The organism is Maricaulis sp., from assembly GCF_039978735.1.
Classification (GTDB): Bacteria; Pseudomonadota; Alphaproteobacteria; order Caulobacterales; family Maricaulaceae; genus Maricaulis.
In genome coordinates, this window is record NZ_JBDWAS010000035.1 from 73,554 (window position 1) to 94,826 (window position 21,273).

Sequence of the window (21,273 nt, forward strand, 5' to 3'; positions counted from 1 at the left end):
TTTTTGTCCGTCAGTTGGGGCGGCGGTGACGCACCTGGGCGATCTCGTCCAGCTCGTCCTGCTCGGCCGCGCGCACGGCTTTCTCGATCCGGGCCAGACGCCGTTCCTCGAGCAGCTCGTACTTCTTGAGCTCCTGGAAGGCTTCGGACAACCGGCCGCGCAGCGCATTGGCCTGGATATCCACTTCCTCGAGCGACAGGCGGATGTTTTCCTTCCGCTTGATCACGGCCTGGGCGTAGGAGCCATAGGCCAGGAAGCCTTCCTTCGACTCGGCCGCGACCGCCTGCTCTTCCGGCACCGAGGCCTCGAGCCGTTCGATCTGGTCGATCAGAGCCTGGCGGGAGCGATCGAGCTCTGCCATCTGTTTCTGGAGTTCTTCAACCTTGAACCGGGCCAGCCGGATCAAGGGTTCATGTGAGCGTGTCATGACCGCCCTCCTTCACCACCACCCAAAATCTCGGACAGCAGCGCGAATGTCGACGGAATGTCCGCCGCTTCGTCTTTTTGCTGCCCGAGGAATGCTTCCAACGGTTCGTTGAGAGCAATTGCCCGGTCCACATCCGGGTTCGATCCCTGGGTGTAAGCCCCCAGCCGGATCAATTCTTCCATGTCGGCATAGGCCGACAGCAATTTGCGCGCTTCGGCCACAAACGGGCGCTGCGGCGGGTCATAGACTTCCGGTGCCGTCCGGCTGACGGACTTGAGAACATCGATCGCGGGATAGCGGCCGCGCTCGGCAATGGCCCGGCTCATCACGACGTGGCCGTCCAGGATCCCGCGGACGGCATCGGCAATGGGTTCGTTGTGATCGTCGCCGTCGACCAGGACGGTGAACAGGCCGGTGATCGTCCCCTGACGTCCGCCATCGCGGCGTTCAGGGCCCGGTCCGGCGCGCTCCAGAAGACGCGGCAGTTCAGCGAAGACCGACGGCGTATAGCCCCGCGTCGTCGGCGGTTCGCCGGCCGCCAGGCCGATCTCGCGCTGGGCGAGTGCAAACCGGGTCACACTGTCCATCAGGCACAGCACGTCCTTGCCCTGGTCGCGGAAATATTCCGCGGTCGTCAGGGTGAGGTGTGCCGCCTGGCGGCGTGCGAGGGCCGGCGCATCGGAGGTTTCGGTGATGACGACGGAGCGCTTGCGGCCTTCCGGGCCCAGCACGTCGTCGACAAATTCGCGGGCTTCACGGCCCCGTTCGCCGATCAGGCCGATCACGATGACGTCGGCGTCGCAGGCCCGCGCCAGCATCGACATCAGAACAGACTTGCCGACACCCGACCCTGCGAAGATGCCCAGACGCTGACCGCGCCGCATGGGCACGAAGGCGTTGAGCACGCGAACACCCAGGTCGAGCTTGGTCCCCAGGCGTGCGCGTCCATGCGCGCCCGGCGGGTTGCCCTTGAGCGGATAGGGGATACCGCCTTCGGTAAGCGGCCCGCCATTGTCCAGCGGACGTCCGAAACCGTCGAGCACCCGGCCCAGCCAGGCCTGTGACGGACGAACGCGGGCGGCTTCGGGCTGAAGGCGGACCCGGGCACCGGGCCGAACGCCTTCCAGCGGACCGAAGGGCATCATCAGGGCGGTCTCGCCCCGGAAACCCACAATCTCGCATTCCGCGACACCCTCACCCGTCTCGATCAGGGCATGCGCGCCCAGCGAGAGCCCCGCCTTGGGGCCCTCGGCTTCGACAAGCAGGCCGTTCAGGGCGGTGATCCGTCCTTCCAGCACCCGGTCGTCGAGGCGATCGATGCGATCGATGAGGGTCTGCATCATACGGGTAAACCCGCCCTGCTTCCTGTGGCGAAAATGCCAGTTCCCGGAGACAATATACCCAACGCGGTTGCTCCGACGTAAACACCCGGCATTTTTTGCACGGCGTCGCGCAGCTGATTCCCGGAGGCTCACGGACTCGATTCCACCGGGTGAGTCTCGCTATCGATACAATGTCCTGTGGAAAACTCGGGAAGCCTTCCAGGACGGGCTCTGGAGCCGAATTTCCGTTCCAGAACGGGCAGATCGCACCTTCCTGAGGCTATACTTTATGCACGTTATATTTGATCAATTCGCGAAATTTTACGCTGCCAGGGGATTCATCACACGCGTTAACCCCTGAATCGTTAACGGGATTCTCGAATCAAGCGGAACGTCAGATTTTTCTCGAATTGACGATTCCGAAACAGGGTCAAGCAGCGCTTAACTTTCGTTAAGGGTTTCCGCCTAGCGTCCAAATAAGGTTAATCACAGACGTGAGGCCGGGCGGCACTGATTCGCCCGCACAACGAAACCGGAGGCGAACCAATGCGGGTTCTTCTTATTGAGGACGATCGGGCGACTGCCCAGTCCATCGAGCTGATGCTGAAGTCCGACGGCTTCAATATCTATACGACCGACCTCGGTGAGGAAGGCGTCGACCTCGGCAAGCTGTATGATTACGACATCATCCTGCTTGACCTGAACCTGCCTGACATGCCGGGTTTCGATGTGCTCAAGACGCTTCGCATGGCGAAGATCGACACGCCCATCCTGATCCTCACGGGCAATGCCGACATCGACAACAAGGTGCGCGGCCTGGGCTGCGGCGCCGACGATTATATGACCAAGCCCTTCCACAAGGATGAGATGATCGCGCGCATCCACGCCATCGTCCGCCGCTCGAAGGGCCATTCCCAGTCGATCATCCGCACCGGTTCGATCGCCGTGAACCTCGACGCCAAGACGGTCGAGGTCGATGGCCAGCGCGTGCACCTGACCGGCAAGGAATACCAGATGCTCGAGCTGCTCTCCCTGCGCAAGGGGACGACGCTCACCAAGGAAATGTTCCTGAACCACCTTTATGGCGGCATGGACGAGCCGGAGCTGAAGATCATCGACGTCTTCATCTGCAAGCTCCGCAAGAAGCTCGCTGCGGCCACCAGTGGCGAACACTATATCGAGACGGTCTGGGGCCGCGGCTATGTGCTGCGTGACCCGGTAGAGGAAAAGGCGTCCGCCTGATCCGGCCTCACAACCGAACCTGAGAAAACCCGGGCGGCGACGTCCGGGTTTTTTCATGTCCCCTGTTCAGGGGTTTTTCCGCTCGAAGCTCAGCCGCTAGCCTTGGCCAGCCGTGAAGGAGATCGCCATGCGCTGGCTTGCCGCTTTGCTCGTCTGTATCAGTGTCACACCTGTCGCGCTCGCCGACAGCGAGGACGACGCACTTGCCCTCACCCTGGAACTGGTCAACCAGATTGCGCAAATCGGCGGCCTCACGGTGGATGATCCCGACGCCCTCACAGCCCGCCTCGAAATGGCGATGGACCGGTTCGAAGAAGAGGCCGATGCGCGCGGGGCCCAATGGTCCATGAGCTATGGCGTCGATGTCGATGCCAGCAACATCGAGCGCCACGATGCGCAGGGCAATCCGCTGCCTGTCGATCCCGACACGCTGGAAGAGGACGACCGCATGCCGGCGCCGGACGCAGGTTGCGACACACCGGCCATCCATCCGGTCTCGGCAGCATCGACGGCGGATGCCCGCTGGGAGGTTTGTACCGGGATCGAGGATGAGGGCGACGGGCCTTACTATATCGGCTTTTCCGAACTGCTTTACGGTGCGGACGGCAACTTCCGGCGCGTCCGGCTGGGTGTCGCCGTCACGTCTTCCGACGCGTCCTATATCGACGCCATGCGTGAACCGGCGACACAATTGCTCTACGAGATGATGGACGCCGTGCGCGCAGACGCGATCGCGCCCTAGAGACTCCGCCGGACACGAAAAAGGCGCGGCTCCCGGTGGGGCCGCGCCTTCCTTGTTCGGTAAAAGCCGTCAGGCGTGTCAGGCTGCAGCCGACTTCGCCGCGCCGGAGCGGCCATACAGCCCACGGCGGCCTTCGACCGGCGCAAAGTCCTGCGACAGGCCGACCACAGTCTCGGCAGCGCCCATGATCAGATAGCCATCGCTCGCGGTCTGCGCGGCGAGCCGCTGCAGGATCTTCTTCTTGGTGTCGGCATCGAAATAGATCAGCACATTGCGGCAGAAGATGACGTCGAACGTGCCCATGCCGGAGAAGTTCTCCAGCAGGTTCTGCTTCTGGAAGGTCACCATTGAGCGCAGGTTCGGCTTGATGCGCCACTGGTCGCCGGACTGGTCGAAATGCGTCACCAGGCGCTGGATCGCCAGACCCCGCTGGACCTCGAACTGCGAGTAGACGCCGGCCTTGGCCTTTTCCAGCACACGCGGCGCCATATCGGTCGCGACGATCTCGAAGCGCAGACCGCCCAGGCGGGCCTTTTCCTCTTCCAGGATCATCGCCAGCGAATAGGGCTCCTGGCCCGACGAGCAGGCCGCGCACCAGATCCGGATGGTCGACATGTTGCCGCGGGCCCGCGAGAGCACCGGCAGGATTTCCTGCTTGAACAGGTCGAACGGCGTGTTGTCGCGGAAGAAGAAGGTCTCGTGCGTCGCCAGCGCCTCGGTGATCGCCCAGAGCAGGCGGTCATTGCTTTCACGGCGCGCCGCGGCGATCAGGGCCTCGATCGACGGATAGCCCTCGGCCCGCGCCAGCGGTGCCAGACGGCTTTCCAGCAGATACCCCTTGTCGGTCGACAGGACGAGGCCGGAGCGCTTGTAGGCTTCGGCCGCCACGAAAGTGATGTCTTCGATCTTGATCATGGTCACATCCCGTTCTTCGCGCGCTGGACGATCGACGAGCCGATCCGGTTGAGCGGCAGGATTTCATCGGCCAGGCCGGCCGCGGCGACAGCGCCGGGCATGCCCCAGACCACACTGGTTGCTTCGTCCTGGGCGAGGATCGTGCCGCCGGCACTGCGCAGGATGCGCGAGCCTTCGCGGCCGTCATGCCCCATCCCCGTCAGGATGATGCCCAGCGCCTTGCCACCGGTCACCTCGGTCACCGACTGGAACAGCGGGTCGACGGCGGGGCGGCAGAAATTGATCGGCGGCGTCTGGTCGAGCACCGCGTAGAAGCCGGCCGCATCCTTGCGGACGGTCAGATGGAAGTCGCCCGGTGCAATGTAGAGGCTGCCCGCGACGAGGCGTTCGCCGTCCTCGGCTTCCTTGCAGCGCAGGGACGAGGCCTTGGACAGGTGTTCCGCCAGGATCTTGGTGAACAGGGCCGGCATGTGCTGGGCCACGACGATCGGAACACGGATATCGGTTCCGAAAGCGGCGACGACATCGCGCAACGCCTGCGGACCACCGGTGGAGGAGCCGATGGCAATGATTTCCGGGCGCACCGTATGACGCGCGACCGCCCCGCGCGAGGCCGGCGGCTGTGCCGTCGGTGCAAACGCCTTGCGGACCGGCGCGCTGGGAGCGGCAGGCGCAGGTGTGATGGTGCGGATCGCCGGCGCAGGCGTCGACGGGATGTCCCGCGCCGTGGGAACCGGCGGGATCGGACGCGGCGCCAGAGCCTTCAGCTTGGACAGGAGATCGCGGCGGAATTCCTCGGCACCGGCCAGACGGCCAGCCTGCGGCTTGGGCGCGTAGTCGGCCGCGCCCATGGACAGGGCGCGGATGGTCACTTCACCGCCGCGGCGCGTCAGTGTGGAGGCCATCACGACCTTGCAGCCCGGCACGGCCTTCAGCAGCAGCGGCAGGGCGGCCAGGCCGTCCATCTTGGGCATTTCAACATCGAGCACGATCAGGTCGGGCCTGAGCTCTTCGGCCTTTTTCAGGCCCTGCTCGCCATCGACCGCCGCGCCGACAAGCGCGAGATCGGGATCTTCATCGACCCAGCGGGTCATCAGGCCACGTGCGACAGCGGAGTCGTCGATCACGAGAACCTTGGCAATGGGGTTGGCGGCCGCGCCCGTAGTGGCGAGTTCCGGCATGGGAAACTCCCTCAAGAGGCGCGAAGCAATCCGGTTTGCTGCAGCTTGGATTCGATGATTTCACCGTCGAAGGGCTTCATGACGTATTCGTCGGCACCCGCACGCAGGGCTTCGGTGATGTGTGCCATGTCGTTTTCGGTGGTGCAGAACACCACGACCGGCTTGTCACCACCCTCCTCGCGGCGCAGCGCCTTGACGAAGTCGAGCCCGTTCATGACCGGCATGTTCCAGTCGAGCAGGATTGCGTCGGGCATCTGCTTGCGGCAGGCGTCGAGCGCTTCGGATCCGTCCGCCGCTTCGACACATTCGAAGTCGAGCTCTTCAAGAATTTTGCGAGCGACTTTCCGGATCACCCGGGAGTCGTCCACGACGAGACAGGTTCTCATGCCTTACCCTCCGCTAGGCAGCCTTGTTGGTCTGGCCGGCCGTACCGATGACGGCCGAAACGTCGAGAACTGCGAGCAGTTCCTTTTCCAGCCGGTGAACGCCCTTGACCATGGAACGCCAGCGCGCATCGACATGGGCCGGGACCGGTTCGAGTTCGGACCGCGGGCGACGCAGCACTTCACCGACACTGTCGACGATAAGTCCGAAGATTTCGTTCCCGCGTTCAACACCGAGCGCCATTCCGGTCTCGGTCTTCTCGCGCGGGGTCAGGCCCAGGCGCCGGCGGGCGTCGATGGCCGTGACGATGCGGCCGCGCAGGTTCAGAAGACCGGCGACCTCGCCGGGAGCGAGCGGGACATGCGTTACCGATTGCGGCGCGAACACCTCGCGGATCGCATCGACCGGCGCGCCGAACAGCTGATCGCCGATACGGACGGACACATACTCGTTCATCGCTTCGGCGCCGAGGCCGGAATTGTCGCTATGCTGCGAGCTCATGCCACTTTCTCCTCTTGGGAAACCTCGTCGAGCGCGGCAATCAGCGCACCGCGGTCAGAGCGCGGCAGGACGACCGTGAGGCCGTCGGCCGGAGTATCTTCAGGCCAGTCTGTCACAGCCAGAGCCGGCAGATTGGTCCACATGCCTTCATTGCGGATGCGGTCCAGGGCAGCCGGGTCGCCGACGAGCGCATCGAAATGCTCGCCCGCTTCGGCAATCGACTTGACCTCGTGCATGCCGCCGGCCGGCGTCACGTCATAGCCGGCAGCAGCCAGCAGCGGCGCGATCATGCGGCGGGCAAAAGCGTCGGCATCGACCAGCAGCACCTTGCGGCGGTGCGAGGACGAGCGGCGCTGGATATCGCTGGCGCGCGACTGATCGAGATACCAGGCGATATCGACCACATCCGTGGCCTTGCCCTTGATGATGGCAGACCCGATGACGCCCTGCTTGTCGGAGGACATCTGCATGTCGACGCGTTCCTCGACGACATCGACGATCTGGTCGACCGCGAGACCGATGGCCGTGTGGTTCTCGGCGAAGACGAGGACCGGCAGACGCTGGCCTTCCGTGCAGCGGATTTCCGAGCCCAGCGGCACGATCGGCATCAGGCGGCCACGATACTGGACAACCTGGCGGCCATTGGTGGTCTCAATGGTATCCGGCTCGAACTCTTCCAGGCGCGTAACCAGGGCCAGCGGAACCGCCTTGGGTTCCGTACCGCCGGCGCGGACCAGGAGCAGACGCTGGGTCTGTTGCGCCAGTTCGGTGACCGAAGCGCTGGCCATGTCGTTCACAGCTTCCTCTTCCATCGCCGACACGATCTCGCCCGCCAGGCCGTTCGGATCGAGGATCATGATGACAGAACCGTCGCCCAGGATGGTCGCACCGGAATAGGCCGACACATTACGCAGCGATTCCGAGAGCGGCTTCACGACGATTTCCTCGGTGTCGAGGACATTGTCGACGACGAGGCCGACATTGCGGCCGCCGGCGTCGAGCACGACCACGAAGGCCGCTTCGTCTTCACCGCCGCTATAGGCTTCGCCGACACCGAGCACGTCGTGCAGGTCGACGATCGGCATCAGGCGATCGCGCAGACGCATCACGCGGGCACCGTGCAGTTTCTCAACCGTGTGCTCCGACCCGGCGCCGACGCGCACCAGTTCGCGCACAGCCAGTTGCGGGATCGCGAAGCGCTGCTCGTCGCAGCCGACGATCAGGGCCGACACGATGGCCAGGGTCAGCGGGATCTTGATCGAGAAATGCGAGCCGCGGCCAGCCGTGGACGCCACGTCCACCACGCCGCCGATCTGCTCGATATTCGTGCGAACCACGTCCATGCCGACGCCGCGGCCGGACAGGTTGGTCACCTTGGCCGCCGTCGAGAAGCCCGGTGCGAAGATGAAGCGGTGGATCTGCGCTTCGGTCATCCGCTCCAGCTCGTCGTGCGTTGTCAGCCCCTTCTCAAGGGCCTTTTCGCCGATGCGCTTGGTGTCCAGCCCCTTCCCGTCATCGGAAATGGAGATGATGATGTGGCCGCCTTCATGATAGGCGGACAGCTTGATCCGGCCCTTCTCGGGCTTGCCGGCCTTGACCCGGTCGGCCGGCATCTCGAGGCCGTGATCGGCCGAGTTGCGGACCATGTGGGTGAGCGGATCCTTGATCAGCTCGAGCACCTGACGGTCCAGCTCGGTGTCCTGGCCTTCCATGACCAGTTCGATCTTCTTGCCGAGATCCGTCGAGACGTCGCGAATGATGCGCGGCAGCTTGCGCCAGGCGTCGCCGATCGGCTGCATGCGGGTCTTCATGACCCCGTCCTGCAGCTCGCCGGTAACGGCAGACAGGCGCTGGAGGGGCCCCTTGAGCTCCTCGTCTTCCATGCCGCGAATGGTCTGCATCAGCTGGTTGCGGGTCAGCACGAGCTCGGAAACGGTCGTCATCAGACCTTCCAGCACGTCCACGGTGACACGCACCGTCTGCTGGACACGCGGACCGCCCTCGCCACCGGCGACGTGATCGACACCCTTCAGCTCGGCCATGGCCGACTGCAGCGCTTCTTCATGGCTCATATCGTCAGTGATGAACGCCTTGGGCGCTTCCGGCTCATTGCCCGGGTCGACATCGGCGCTCATGAAGGCCGCTTCGAGTTCGGCAGCGGATACTTCACCCGGACGCAGTTCACGTCCCAGTTCCGGATCGAAATCGCCGACGCCGAGGTGCTGCACGGGCGCACTCTCTGCCGGCGCGGCATCGCCCGGATCATTGGCGGGATCGATATCGGCGCCCTGGAAGGCAGCTTCCAGATCGGCCAGCGAGACTTCGCCCGGACGCAGTTCGCGGCCAAGGTCTTCGTCCCAGTTTTCAGGCTTCTGCGGCGCATCCGGCTGGACGGCACCTTCCAGCTTGCCCATGGCCGCATCTTCAAGCTTGGAAATCAGGGCGCTGTCTTCGCCGGCCGGCTCAGCGCCGGTTTCCTCGAGAGATTCCAGCAGCACCTTGATCTGGTCGATCGCCTCGAGGACGAGCGTCACCATCGGCGGCGATACGGCAAGTTCGCCATCGCGGAACTTGCCCAGCAGCGTTTCGCCGGCGTGCGCGACAGCTTCCAGCCGGGGAAGCCCCAGGAAGCCGCAAGTCCCTTTGATGGTGTGGAGAAGGCGGAAAATGTTGTCGAGAATGGCCCGGTCTTCCGGGTTATTCTCGAAACGCACCAGCTCCGCGTCGATGACGTCCAGGCTTTCGGCTGTTTCCGTCAAAAACTCACTGATGAGATCATCCATGGCAGGCCCCGTGCGGTCTTGATTCCAGCACAACCTGCCAGCCCTTAGTTAACGGACTGTTGGCTCGGGGAGCCTATTCTCATCTACAATACGAATAGAATATTATCTGGTTTGGCCTCGCCTTGCAGGCCTAGCCGATCATGCCTTCCGGCGGCTTGACCAGGGCGACAAATTCGACCCGCTCGCCATCCGCATGCGCACTGACGCGGCCGCCAGCCGAACGCGCGATGAGCGCCGTGTAATAAGGCTGGATCGAGCGCCCGTCGAAACCGTGTTCCGGCGCCTGGCCTTCCAGGGCGAGCGCGGTGCCCGCTTCAAGCCGTGCCCGGGGGCCTTCCGTGACAATGCGCAGACGCGCACCGCCTGCAGCGTCCGTCGCCTCGACCGTCACCGTACCGCCACGCGGCGCCGCATCGACGCCGAGGGTGCACAGATTGAGCAACAGACGTGCGGCTGCCTTTTCGAGCCCCGTCGCTTCGACTTTCCAGACAATCTCCGGCTTGAAGGCCGAGAACATGTTCTCGGTCAAACGGCGCAGTTCACGGGTATCCAGAATGCCCGGAGCCGAGCCGCCGGCGCCGAATGCAAGACGCGAGAATTCCAGCTTCGCCTGGGCCTGGCGGGCGCTTTCGCGCACCAGCACCATCGCGTCTTCATGCATGTCTGCCGAGTCCTGATCGTCCAGAACGCTCAGGGCCGCGCCCAGGGCCGAAACGGGGCTGACAAGGTCATGGCACAGCCGGGCGCACAGCAGTGCGGCAAGCTGTTCGGCGGTCAGTTCGGAGGGAAATTCGTCGAGCATGTCGTCATCGATACACGATTCTCGCAGTCTCTCGCCCCTTTTCGCAGTCGAATCTGCAATGCTCCGCCGTAAAGGACTTGGCAACCGGATCGGTCCAAGCCATGGTTCACACGGCTTTTGAGGGGGCGCTCGGCCATTCTGGGGCGATACGGCTTCGGGCGGCGCGAGACTTGCTAGACATCACGTGTGACACGCCGTGTGTTAACGAGCTGACCGGAGTATGGACGCCGACATGTCCGGATTTGACGTATCCCGTGCCGACACCCACCGCACCCGTGGCCTTGTGGCTGCTGCCAGCCTGACGCTCTCCGCGGTGCTTCTTATCGCCCTCATGACCAGCAATGAGCCGCAAAGCGATGCGTCTCCGATCGACCGCCAGACGGCGCTCGACACGCCGGTCGCCGACAACAGCCAGCTGCTGGCCGAAGCCAGCCAGGTCGCGTCGAGCCAGGACGTGCTGCAACCGCCGCCGATGACGCTGGCGGTCGCGCTCGACCCGGTCGAACTGAACTATTCGGCTTTCACCGATTGTGTGGCCTGTGCCACCACGATCCAGGTTGAACGGGTGGTGCCCAGCGGCGGCACGCTCGCCGGCCTGCTCGACGATGCCGGCATTGACCGCGTCGAGGCCGCGCGCGCAATTTCAGCGCTCAGCACGGTCTACGACCTGCGCCGCCTGCCCGTCGGCGAGCGTATCCGGCTCTATGTCGAGACGACGCCGGACGCCGAAGGCGGCGACGAGGCTTCAGCGGTTCGTCTGAACGGCCTGTCCTTCCGGCCCGATGTCGAGCGGTCGATCACCGTTGCCCGGACGTGGGACGATCATTATCGCGCCCGCGAAACCCATGCGACGTTCGAGCGGGAACTCGTCCGCGCGACCGGCGAGATCAACACATCGCTCTATGTCGACGCCCTCAATGCCGGCGCTACCGACCGTGTGGTCGTCGAACTGGCCGGCGTTCTGGGTTATGCGATCGACTTCCAGCGCTCGATCCAGCCGGGCGACGGTTTCGACATTCTCTTCGAGCGCATGATCGACGATGAGGGCGATGTCGCCCGCACCGGCGACATTCTCTATGCCCGCTATGCCGGCCGCGGCGAGCCGAAGGAATTCTTCCGTTTCGAGACGCCCGACGGGATCGTCGGCTATTACTCGGCGGACGGCGCCAGCGTCGAACGCCTGCTGATGCTCACGCCGATCAATGGTGCGCGCCTGTCCTCGCACTTCTCGCGCGCACGCCGTCACCCGATCCTCGGCTATACGCGCCGCCATAACGGCACCGATTTCGCGGCCCCGACCGGCACGCCGATCATGGCGGCGGGCAATGGTGTCGTGGAGCGGGCCAACCGGTTCGGCAGCTTCGGCAATTATATCCGTATCCGCCACGCCAATGGCTACCAGACCGCCTATGCGCACCTCAACAATATCGCCCGCGGCATTCGTGCCGGGACACGCGTGACCCAGGGCCAGACCATCGGCTATGTCGGCACGACTGGCCGCTCAACCGGTCCGCACCTGCATTATGAAGTGCATCAAAACGGCAATCCGGTGAACCCGATGACGCTCGACCTGCCGACCGGCCGGCAGCTGGCGGATAGCGAGATCGCGCTGTTCGAAGCCGAGCGGGACCGGATCCTGGCGATCCGCGATGCGGCACCGTCTGCATCGAGCGGCGATGCGCCGTTGATGGCGGATTCCGGGAATGGCGCCCAGTAGGCGTACGGAACACCCTCATACCGCACACATGGACGCGACATTGGAGCAACATTGACGTTGCACCCATGTCGCACTATGTGACGCTCTCGGGCACGGGAGATGCCTGCCGCCCGCAGGCGCAAGCCACGGTGAAATTCTCCCGCACATGATCTTTGCCGAAACAGTTGCTGTGCGGCGGGATGGCAAGGCGGGCACCCATCGAGAAGACCGCATGCAGCACCTGCATGAGGCTGAAGACATGACGACCCAACTCCTCCCTGCGCTCGACGGGCTGAAGGCCCAGGCGAAACGCCTGCGCAAATCGCTCGAGGCGGAGGGCAATTTCATTTCCCATTCCGAAGCGCTGGAGCTTGTCGCCCGGCAATACGGCTATCGCGACTGGAACACGATCCACGCCGCAACCGGCAATCGTCCGGCCGAACCCTTGTCGCTGGGCGCGAAAGTGTCCGGCACCTATCTCGGCCAGGCCTTCACCGCCGAGGTGATCGGCCTGACCCGGCTGAATGACGGCGCGCGCTATCGTGTGACGCTGGATCTGGACGAGGCTGTCGACGTGGTGACGTTCGACAGTTTTTCCGCCTGGCGCAAACGCGTGAACGGCACGATCGGCCGCAATGGCGTCTCGGCGTCGCGGACATCGGACGGACGCCCGCACCTGGAAATCCGGATGTAAAAAAGCGGGCCCGGGGATATCACCCGGGCCCGCTCTTTCTGTCAGTTCACCACGGCCTGGAGCGGCGGTTTGACGCCGACGGCGACGCCGTTGACGGTGAGCACGCCGGCCTCGGTGGAGACCTGGATCGTGTCGCCGTCCTTGATCTTGCCTTCCAGCAGCAGCCGGGCCAGCGGGTCCTGCAGCTCCTTCTGGATCACCCGCTTGAGCGGGCGGGCGCCATAGGCCGGGTCATAGCCCTTTGCAGCGAGCCAGTCGCGGGCGCTGCCGTCCAGCTCGATCGTCATGCGGCGATCTTCCAAGAGGTGGGCGAGACGCTCGATCTGGATGTCGACGATGGCGCCCATATGCTCCTGCGCCAGCTTGCGGAACAGGATGATCTCGTCGACCCGGTTGAGGAATTCCGGCCGGAAATGTCCGCGCACGGCGGTCATCACCTGGTCGCGGGCCTGTTCGGCATCCTCGACCTGTTGCAGGAATTCGGCGCCGAGATTCGACGTCATGATGATGATCGTGTTGCGGAAATCCACCGTGCGGCCCTGGCCGTCGGTCAGGCGTCCGTCGTCGAGCACCTGCAGCAGCACGTTGAACACGTCCGGGTGCGCCTTCTCGATCTCGTCCAGCAGCACGACCTGGTAGGGACGGCGGCGGACGGCTTCGGTCAGGGCACCGCCTTCCTCATAGCCGACATAGCCCGGAGGCGCGCCGATCATGCGGGCGACGGAGTGTTTCTCCATGTATTCCGACATGTCCATCCGCGTGACCGCGGTCTCGTCGTCGAACAGGAATTCCGCGAGCGCCTTGGTCAGCTCGGTCTTGCCGACACCCGTGGGGCCGAGGAAGAGGAAGGAGCCGATGGGACGCGCCGGATCCTTCAGACCCGCCCGCGCCCGGCGCACCGCGTCGGACACGGCTTCCAGCGCCGCCTGCTGACCGACAACGCGGCCATGCAGCGCCTCTTCCATGCGCAACAGCTTGTCGCGCTCGCCTTCCAGCATCTTGTCGACCGGCACACCGGTCCAGCGCGAGACGACATGGGCGATCTGCTCGTCATCGACGACTTCCTGCACCATCTGGCCGTCAGCACCATCGCCCTCGGCCTCCGCCTCGGCAAGCTGACGCTCCAGCTCCGGCAGGCGGCCATACTTGATCTCGGAGGCCCGGCCCAGATCGCCGCGGCGTTCCGCATCGACCAGCTCGTTGCGGGCCCGCTCCAGCGCTTCCTTGATCGTGGTCGCGGAGGCGAGCTTTTCCTTCTCGGCGCGCCAGGTCGCGGTCAGCTCGGCGGAGCGGCTTTCCAGCTCGGCGATTTCCTTTTCGAGCGTCTTCAGGCGTTCCTTCGACGCGTCGTCATTTTCCTTCTTCAGCGCTTCGGCCTCGATCTTCAGCTGGATCGCCCGGCGATCGATCTCGTCGAGCTCCTCCGGCTTCGAGTCGACCTGCATGCGCAGGCGCGAGGCGGCCTCGTCCATCAGGTCGATAGCCTTGTCCGGCAGGAAGCGGTCGGTGATGTAGCGGTTGGAGAGATTGGCCGCAGCGACGATGGCGCTGTCGGCGATGCGCACGCCATGGTGCACCTCGTACTTCTCCTTCAGGCCGCGCAGGATGGAGATGGTGTCCTCCACCGACGGCTCGTCGACGAAGACCGGCTGGAAACGGCGGGCGAGCGCGGCATCCTTCTCCACATGCTTGCGGTATTCGTCCAGCGTCGTCGCACCGACACAGTGCAGCTCGCCGCGCGCCAGAGCGGGCTTCAACAGGTTGGACGCATCCATCGCGCCATCGGTCTTGCCGGCGCCGACGAGGGTATGCATCTCGTCGATGAAGAGGATGATCTGGCCATTGGCCGACTGCACCTCGTTGAGCACGGATTTCAGGCGCTCCTCGAACTCGCCGCGATATTTCGCACCGGCGATCAGCGCGCCCATGTCCAGCGCCAGCAGCTTCTTTTCCTTCAGGCTTTCCGGCACATCGCCATTGACGATGCGCAGGGCCAGACCTTCGGCGATGGCGGTCTTGCCGACGCCGGGTTCGCCGATCAGGACGGGATTGTTCTTGGTGCGGCGGGAGAGGACCTGGATGGCGCGGCGGATTTCCTCGTCGCGGCCGATCACCGGGTCGAGCTTGCCTTCGCGCGCGACTTCGGTGAGGTCGCGGGCATATTTCTTCAGCGCCTCATAGCTGTCCTCGGCCGACTGGCTGTCGGCGGTGCGGCCCTGGCGCAGATCATTGATCGCGGTGTTGAGCGCCTGCGGCGTGACGCCGGAGGCCTTGAGCGTGTCATAGGCCTTGTTGCCGGCCGTCAGGCTGATCGCCTGCAGCAGGCGTTCGGCGGTGATATACTGGTCGCCGGCCTTCTGGGCCGCTTCCTCGGCAGCACCGAAAACCTTGGCAGTGTCCGGCGCGAGGTAGAGCTTGCCCTGCCCGCCTTCCACTTTTGGAATGGCGGCAAGCGCCTGGGCGGTACCGTCCTGCACCTGGCGGATACGGCCGCCGGCGGCCTCCACGAGGTTGGCGGCGAGACCCGCCTCATCGTCGAGCAGCGCCTTGAGCAGGTGCTCGGGGGCAAATTGCTGGTGGTTCGATTTCAGCGCCAGGCCCTGGGCAGCCTGGACGATCGACCGCGCACGGTCTGTATATTTCTCAAAATCCATATCGATCTCCCAAATCAGGCGAGATAACGTGCGGCCTGTCGCCTTGATCAAGCACGACGGTGCCGCGTTCCGACCCTGATGTAGGTGTGGCCATTGAGTCACACAAGTGGACGGGTCGCGACATTCTGCCCCTGCCTCACGAACAGGTTATTGCCATGCCCCAGCTTACCGCCATCACCCGCTTTCCGGTAAAGGGGCTGGGCCCCGATCGCATGGATGCCGTCGCGCTGCAGGCCGGTAAGGTCCTGCCCGGTGATCGCCGCTGGGCGATCGAGAACGGCCCCGGCCCCTTCGATCCGGACAATCCCGGCCATGTGAAGAAGAAGCATTTCCTGATGCTCGCCGGACAGGCCCAACTGGCGCGGCTGGATTGCCGCTATGAGGATGCCGGCCACCGCCTGTCCGTTGCCGTCGACGCCGGGGAAACGGTGACGGTCGAGCTGGAGGACGCGGCGACGCATGCGCCCCTGTTCGACCGGCTGGCGGCGCTTCTCGGCGACCAGCTTCGCGGACCGATGCGTATCGTGTCCGCGCCCGGCCAGGCGATGACGGATATTCCCCAGCCGCACATCTCGCTGATCAATGCCGCATCGGTACGCGACCTGGCGGCCAGAACCGGACACGAACTCGACCCGGTCCGTTTCCGCGGCAATCTGCTGATCGACGGGCTCGATCCCTGGGTGGAGTTCGACTGGATCGGCCAGGATGTCCGTATCGGCGACGCGGTGCTGCGGGCACAGGATCCGATCGGGCGCTGTGCCGCGACCAGCGTCAATCTGGAGACGGGCGAACGGGATATCGACCTGCCCAAGGCCTTGTTCGAACACTATGGCCACACCCGCTGCGGCCTCTATCTCAGCGTCGAGCAGGGCGGCCGCATCGCGGTCGGCGACCCGGTTTTGCTTGACGGGGCCGGGGCGACCGCCTAGCCATTCGTCCTACGGGCTTCTGGGTGCCCGCCGCTGGCAGAAAGACTGTCCGGTGAAACCCGCTTTCCGAATTCTGTTTGTCCTGCCCGGCTTCGCGGCAAAGCGAACGCTGCCGCATTGCCCATGCAGGACGTCGCGCCGCCCGGTATCCGGGCGGTGCCCGACCGGGATGTGACCCATGAGCCAGACTGCTGCCCGCAAGACCGAATACCTGGAAGGACCGATCGGTCCCCTGTTTGCCAGAACCGCCCTGCCCATCGTCTTCCTGATGAGCGTGAACGGGCTTCTCACCGTCGTCGACGCGATCTTCCTCGGCGTGTTCGTCGGGGCCGACGCCCTCGCCGCCGTCACCCTGATGTTCCCGATCGTGATGATGTTCGTCGCCCTGGCGACGCTGGTTGCCAACGGCATGGCCAGCGTGCTGGCCCGCCAGCTGGGCGCGTCCGATCATGCCGGTGCCCGGGCCAGCTTTGCCGGCGCGCACGGGCTGACCGTGCTGACCTGTCTCGCCCTCCTCGCGCTCTTCTTCCTGGGCGGCGAGCCCCTGGTGCGGCTGGCGGCCAACGGCTCGGCCACACTGGCCCAATACGGCTATCGCTATCTGCAGATCACCGTCATCGCCGCCCCGCTGGCCTTTGTCCTCAGCCTGCAGACCACCGCTTTGCGGGTGGAAGGCTGGGTCGGCTTCATGGCGATCACCGGCGCGCTGGTGACCGTCGCCAACATGGCGATCAATTTCGTGCTGATCGCAGGACTGGGCTGGGGTGTGGCCGGCTCGGCCATCGGCACCGCCCTCGCCCAGGCGATCGGCCTTGTCATCGTGCTCGCCTTCCGCGCCAGCGGACGCGGCGATCTGCCGGCCTTCGCCCTGCCCTGGCAGAACTGGCGCACAGGCTGGCGCGACTTCCTGGCCCTGGGCGCCCCGCAAAGCCTGTCCTTCCTGGGCCTGTCGCTGGGATCGGGCACGATCCTGATCATGCTGCAAAACACGACGCTGGACGACTATGACACCACGGTCGCCGCCTATGGCATCGCCACGCGTCTCCTCTCGTTCAGCTTTCTCGGACTGATGGGAATGGCGCAGGCGCTGCAGGCCATCGTCGGCAATAATTTCGGCGCCGGGCGGCGCGACCGCGTCGCCCGCACACTGCGGCTGGGCCTGATCTGCGGGCTGGTCTATGCCGGCACGGCGCAGGCGATTTTCAGCTTTGGTGCGACCGGGCTGGCCGGTCTGTTCGTCGACGACCCGGCCGTGATCGCCGAGGTCGGCCGTCTGCTGCCGGTAATCGTGGCCGCCTATGTGCTGGCGGGGCCTGCCGTGATGATCTCGACCTGTTTCCAGGCGGTCGGAGACGCTTTGCGCGCCGCCCTGCTCAGCCTTTCGCGCACCTATCTGTTCGCGATCCCGCTGACGCTGGTCCTGCCGGTCTGGTTCGGGGAATGGGGGATCTGGATGGCGGGCCCGTCGGCCGAGGTGCTGTTGGCCCTGGTAGCGCTGGCCGTGCTGGTCCAGGCGGCCCGAAGCGACGGGCATGATTTCGGCCTGCTGCCGCGCAGCCTGCGCGGCCGGGCCGAAATCTAGAGAGGCGCTTTTCCTGCGGAACTCCCCCTGCTCCGGATTCTTGAGCGGTCGCGTGATCGAACCGGTGAACCGGTTCCCACTTCACCTGATCACGCTCCAGATACGAAAAAGGGCGGCCGGGAAACCGGCCGCCCATCTTTCACAATCCCGGATGCGATGCGCCCGTCAGGCGGCTTCGCTTTCGGAGTCGTCCCCGCCGCCGGTCTTGCCGTCGGCCGAGGCGCTGGCGCTTTCCAGCGCAGCCTCTGCAGCGGCCTTGTCGGCAGCGATTTCAGCCTTGGTGCGGCGCGGACGGCGGGTCCGGCGGCGTGCGCCGTCTTCACCATCTTCAGCCTTGGCGTCGGACCTGGCTTCCGGCTTGGCCTCTTCGGCTGCCGGCTTTTCGCCTTCCGGCGTCACGACACCGAGCGGATCTTCCTTGTCACCGCCCCGGTCGCCCCGGTCGGCCCCGCGCGGCTGGCGCTGACGGCCGCGGCCACGGCGCGGTTCGCGCTCGCGGTCTCCGCCCTGGTCATTGCCGGATCCATTATTGGAATGGCCGCCATTGGAGCCGTAGGACATGTCGTCATTGTCCTCGTCATCACCATTGGCCTCGGCATTGTCGCCATTATCGTCCTGGCCCGGCTCGCGCTTGGGCTGGTTGGCCTGGACGATACGGTAATAATGCTCGGCGTGCTGATACAGATTTTCCGCACGCACCCGGTCGCCGGCCGACGATGCGTCGCGCGCCAGCTGAAGATACTTGTCGTAGATCTGGGAGGCATTGCCACGGATCTTTACTTCCGGACCGTTGCTCTCATAGCTGCGGTTAGCCGAATTGCCGGACTTACGTCCTCGACCGCGTTGACGCTTCATATCGCCTATCCCTGTTTAACAGCGATGCTTATCTAAACTGCTGGCTTTGCTGTGCATTTGCAGGTGCAAGCCTGAGCGCCACCGAACACGTTGATCGTCGAATTGGCCGGATAATGGCAGGTGGCTCATCCGGCCGCGCGAGACCCCCGTACTGGCGCGATCCACCTGCCTTGTCGGTGACCCTAGACCGGTGAGCGCGGCATTCCAAGCCCTTTTAGCGGTTTTCGCCGTTGTATCCGATAACCACCCGGTCCTGACCGGCGAGGTCACGCAGGACAGCGCTTCCCGTCAGACCGGCAGCCTGGGCCAGCGCACGGACGGTTGCGCCCTGGTCATAGCCTATCTCGACCGCCAAGAGACTGTTTTTCTTGAGGATTCGCGGAACGTCACGAAAGATGTCGCGATAGGCGTCCAGGCCGTCCGCGCCGCCATCCAGTGCCAGCGCCGGCTCGTGATCGCGCACTTCCGGTTCCAGTCCGGCCAGCACATCGGTGACGATGTAGGGCGGATTGGACACGACAATATCGAAGGCCGCGTCCGCCAGACCGTCCGACCACCGGCCGCGTGCGAAGCGGGTGCGATTCGCCAGACCGCAGCGCCCGGCATTGCCGCGCGCCACGCCAAGCGCCGCATCGGAGAGATCGATCCCGGTGCCGCGCCAGCCGGGCCGCTCGCTCAGAAGGGCCAGCAGGATGGCGCCCGAGCCGGTGCCCAGATCGAGCAGTTCGGCATCGCCGTCCGGACAGCGGGCCAGGACCGCCTCGACCAGGGTCTCGGTATCGGCGCGCGGGGTCAGCACATCGGACGTCACCGCCAGATCGAGCGTCCAGAAAGGCTGGCTGCCCAGAACCTGGCTCAGCGGTTTGCGGGCGAGCCGGTCCCAGGCGAGATCGGCGAGGCTGGCGACGCGCTGCCAGGAGACCAGGGCCGGATCGGCCAGGGCTTCGGCCAGCGTGGCCGGTGCGAGGACATGGGAGAGCATGTGGCGCGCCTCGATCTCCGCCTCGCCGATCCCGGCGGCGAGCAGACGCTGCACGAGATCGCGCCGGATATCGGCCAGGCCCAGCCCCTGCCAGGCTTCGCACAGGGGCAGGCCTGGGCGGGCACTCTCCTCGGCTCGGGCCCGCTCGGCCAGGGCATCGAAGTCGCTCTGTCCGGATCCGGACCCGCTCACTCGTCCGGCTCCTGCGAGTGCGGCGCGAGCTCGGCATCGCCGTAGGGTCCGTCAAAACCGTAGCGCGCCGGCCAGTCCGCGAGCAGGCGGAAATAGCCGTCGGCATAACCCATCGTGGTGCGCTCGCCGGCCTCGTCTTCGACAAAGCGCGTGATGCCGTGATCGACCCCGGGGAACCAGGCAATGTCGATCGGCTGGCCCTCCGACTGCAGTTCCGACAAAAGCGCGCGCGTAGTATCCGCCGGCGCCTCGCGGTCCGCGCCCGCCAGCACCCAGAGAATGGGTATATCCAGCTGACGCAGGACGGGCATCGGCTCGTACTCCCAGCTCGTGCCGACATCCTCGGCGGCATAGCCGGCCCGGTATTCCGCAAGGGGGGTGTGGAGCATCTCGCCGGTGAACTCGCCCTCGATGACATTGAACCAGGCTTCGTGGGCGTAGATCGCCTTGACCCTTTCAAGATCGGCCAGCCCGTCGGTGAAGCCGGATGCCATGACCCGTCCCGTGATATCGGTGATCGTGCGTGCAGTCTCCAGGACGTCGCCGGAATAGCCGGCCTCGACGAGGTTTGTCCGTACCTCCTCGCGGTCCTCGGCCAGCGGGCCCTCGGCCAGGCCGAACCCGACCATGAGGAAGTCGGGCTCGCTCATCGTCGCCGCCAGCGGGGACACCCAGCCGCCCTGGCTTCCGCCGAGATAGCCGGCATCGCCGATACGGTCGCCCGCGACGCGGCGCGCTTCTTCAAAAGCGGCCGCGGCATCTGCCGCCAGCAGATGGAAGTCCTGGGTGTATTCGCCGGTCGATGCGCCGGTGCCGCGCTTGTCGTAGACAAAGCTGGCCACGCCTTGGGCCGGCAGCAGACGCTGGTAGTAGGCGTAGTCGAGCGCGCTGTAGCTTTCCGATCCGTGCACGAGAACAGCCAGGGGGAAAGGCCCCTCGCCCGGCGGCAGGATCAGGCGGCCGGCGAGTTCCACGCCCCCGCCCTGGAAGCGTGTCTCTTCCATCGAGTAGGCGATCCGCTGCGCCGGCCCTTCAAGATGCTCGATCCCGTGGACGGCGATCGTATCGTCATCGCAGCCGCCCAGTTCGATCCGCGCCGGATGCGGCTGGTCGCTCCAGCCGTCATTGCCGGACCACACGCCACCGGCATTCTCCGTCAACGTGCCGGAGCGGCCGTCTATCGTGCGCCAGCGCAGGGTGCCGTCGGGCAGCAATCCGATGTCGAGCACAGCGCCGCTATCCAGCCGGTAGCTGCCGGCATGGCACGCCGCCATATCCTCCTGCGCAAGCGCGCCCGGAGCCGTGCCCGCGAGCGCTCCCGTGACCAGAAAGGCCAATACCGGTTTGAAACCTGCCATGCGCATTCCTCCAATGTCCGAAGCCTTAACAT

General features: G+C 65.1%; 18 protein-coding genes. 6 read left to right on the forward strand and 12 right to left on the reverse strand.

From position 1 onward, the window contains the following. Window positions 1–10 precede the first annotated feature (10 nt). Together fliJ and fliI are read right to left on the reverse strand one after the other, a co-directional pair. The gene (fliJ, locus tag ABJO18_RS09395; protein ID WP_291883230.1) at window positions 11–427 is read right to left on the reverse strand and encodes a flagellar export protein FliJ; all 417 of its coding nucleotides are present in this window, start codon (window positions 425–427) and stop codon (window positions 11–13) included. Then, a complete protein-coding gene (gene fliI, locus ABJO18_RS09400) occupies window positions 424–1,767 on the reverse strand; it encodes a flagellar protein export ATPase FliI (protein WP_348507383.1) in 1,344 nt (447 codons plus the stop codon). Before fliI ends, fliJ begins: the two co-directional genes overlap by 4 nt. A 528-nt stretch (window positions 1,768–2,295) precedes the next feature. On the opposite strand from fliI, the gene ABJO18_RS09405 reads away from it, so the two are divergent. Both ABJO18_RS09405 and ABJO18_RS09410 read left to right on the forward strand, forming a co-directional pair. Beyond that, on the forward strand, window positions 2,296–2,991 hold the full coding sequence (locus ABJO18_RS09405) for a response regulator transcription factor CtrA (RefSeq protein ID WP_271185652.1): 696 nt from the start codon (window positions 2,296–2,298) through the stop codon (window positions 2,989–2,991). A 127-nt stretch (window positions 2,992–3,118) separates the two neighbouring features. Then, window positions 3,119–3,733, forward strand: coding sequence for a hypothetical protein (locus ABJO18_RS09410; protein ID WP_348507380.1), 615 nt, complete (start codon window positions 3,119–3,121; stop codon window positions 3,731–3,733). A 78-nt stretch (window positions 3,734–3,811) separates the two neighbouring features. Here ABJO18_RS09410 and ABJO18_RS09415 read toward each other — a convergent pair whose 3' ends face one another. From ABJO18_RS09415 to ABJO18_RS09440, 6 genes are all read right to left on the reverse strand, one after another. After that, a complete protein-coding gene (locus ABJO18_RS09415; protein WP_348507379.1) occupies window positions 3,812–4,648 on the reverse strand; it encodes a protein-glutamate O-methyltransferase CheR in 837 nt (278 codons plus the stop codon). Between the two features lie 2 nt (window positions 4,649–4,650). After that, the gene (locus ABJO18_RS09420) at window positions 4,651–5,829 is read right to left on the reverse strand and encodes a chemotaxis response regulator protein-glutamate methylesterase (protein WP_348507378.1); all 1,179 of its coding nucleotides are present in this window, start codon (window positions 5,827–5,829) and stop codon (window positions 4,651–4,653) included. 11 nt (window positions 5,830–5,840) lie between these two features. Next, window positions 5,841–6,215 (reverse strand): response regulator, encoded by a 375-nt coding sequence (locus tag ABJO18_RS09425; protein ID WP_271185647.1) that lies wholly within the window; start codon window positions 6,213–6,215, stop codon window positions 5,841–5,843. Window positions 6,216–6,228: 13 nt separating this feature from the next. Next, complete coding sequence (locus ABJO18_RS09430; RefSeq protein ID WP_348507377.1) at window positions 6,229–6,714, reverse strand: chemotaxis protein CheW; 486 nt, start codon at window positions 6,712–6,714, stop codon at window positions 6,229–6,231. Continuing rightward, window positions 6,711–9,497 (reverse strand): chemotaxis protein CheA, encoded by a 2,787-nt coding sequence (locus ABJO18_RS09435; RefSeq protein ID WP_348515855.1) that lies wholly within the window; start codon window positions 9,495–9,497, stop codon window positions 6,711–6,713. The genes ABJO18_RS09430 and ABJO18_RS09435 overlap by 4 nt, the downstream gene beginning before the upstream one ends. A 130-nt stretch (window positions 9,498–9,627) precedes the next feature. Beyond that, a complete protein-coding gene (locus tag ABJO18_RS09440) occupies window positions 9,628–10,299 on the reverse strand; it encodes a histidine phosphotransferase family protein (RefSeq protein ID WP_348507072.1) in 672 nt (223 codons plus the stop codon). A 232-nt stretch (window positions 10,300–10,531) separates the two neighbouring features. Between ABJO18_RS09440 and ABJO18_RS09445 the strand changes: the two genes are divergently transcribed. Both ABJO18_RS09445 and ABJO18_RS09450 read left to right on the forward strand, forming a co-directional pair. After that, window positions 10,532–12,016, forward strand: a complete 1,485-nt coding sequence (locus ABJO18_RS09445) for a peptidoglycan DD-metalloendopeptidase family protein (RefSeq protein WP_348507071.1) — start codon at window positions 10,532–10,534, stop codon at window positions 12,014–12,016. 238 nt (window positions 12,017–12,254) lie between these two features. Then, window positions 12,255–12,689 (forward strand): glyoxalase superfamily protein, encoded by a 435-nt coding sequence (locus ABJO18_RS09450; protein ID WP_348507075.1) that lies wholly within the window; start codon window positions 12,255–12,257, stop codon window positions 12,687–12,689. A gap of 41 nt (window positions 12,690–12,730) precedes the next feature. Here the strand turns inward: ABJO18_RS09450 and clpB are convergent, their stop codons facing one another. Beyond that, entirely contained in the window at window positions 12,731–15,343 is a 2,613-nt protein-coding gene (gene clpB, locus ABJO18_RS09455) for an ATP-dependent chaperone ClpB (RefSeq protein WP_348507070.1), read from the reverse strand. A 155-nt stretch (window positions 15,344–15,498) separates the two neighbouring features. On the opposite strand from clpB, the gene ABJO18_RS09460 reads away from it, so the two are divergent. Then, window positions 15,499–16,272, forward strand: coding sequence for an MOSC domain-containing protein (locus ABJO18_RS09460; protein WP_348507069.1), 774 nt, complete (start codon window positions 15,499–15,501; stop codon window positions 16,270–16,272). Window positions 16,273–16,450: 178 nt separating this feature from the next. After that, window positions 16,451–17,854, forward strand: coding sequence for an MATE family efflux transporter (locus tag ABJO18_RS09465; protein WP_348507068.1), 1,404 nt, complete (start codon window positions 16,451–16,453; stop codon window positions 17,852–17,854). Window positions 17,855–18,019: 165 nt separating this feature from the next. Here the strand turns inward: ABJO18_RS09465 and ABJO18_RS09470 are convergent, their stop codons facing one another. The 3 genes from ABJO18_RS09470 to ABJO18_RS09480 form a co-directional block, all read right to left on the reverse strand. Beyond that, window positions 18,020–18,709 (reverse strand): DUF4167 domain-containing protein, encoded by a 690-nt coding sequence (locus tag ABJO18_RS09470; protein ID WP_348507067.1) that lies wholly within the window; start codon window positions 18,707–18,709, stop codon window positions 18,020–18,022. A gap of 214 nt (window positions 18,710–18,923) precedes the next feature. Next, entirely contained in the window at window positions 18,924–19,883 is a 960-nt protein-coding gene (gene prmC, locus ABJO18_RS09475) for a peptide chain release factor N(5)-glutamine methyltransferase (RefSeq protein ID WP_348507066.1), read from the reverse strand. Continuing rightward, window positions 19,880–21,241 carry an alpha/beta hydrolase gene (locus ABJO18_RS09480; protein ID WP_348515856.1) on the reverse strand — a complete coding sequence of 454 codons (1,362 nt, stop codon included), beginning with the start codon at window positions 21,239–21,241 and terminating at the stop codon, window positions 19,880–19,882. Before ABJO18_RS09480 ends, prmC begins: the two co-directional genes overlap by 4 nt. Between the last annotated feature and the right edge of the window lie 32 nt (window positions 21,242–21,273).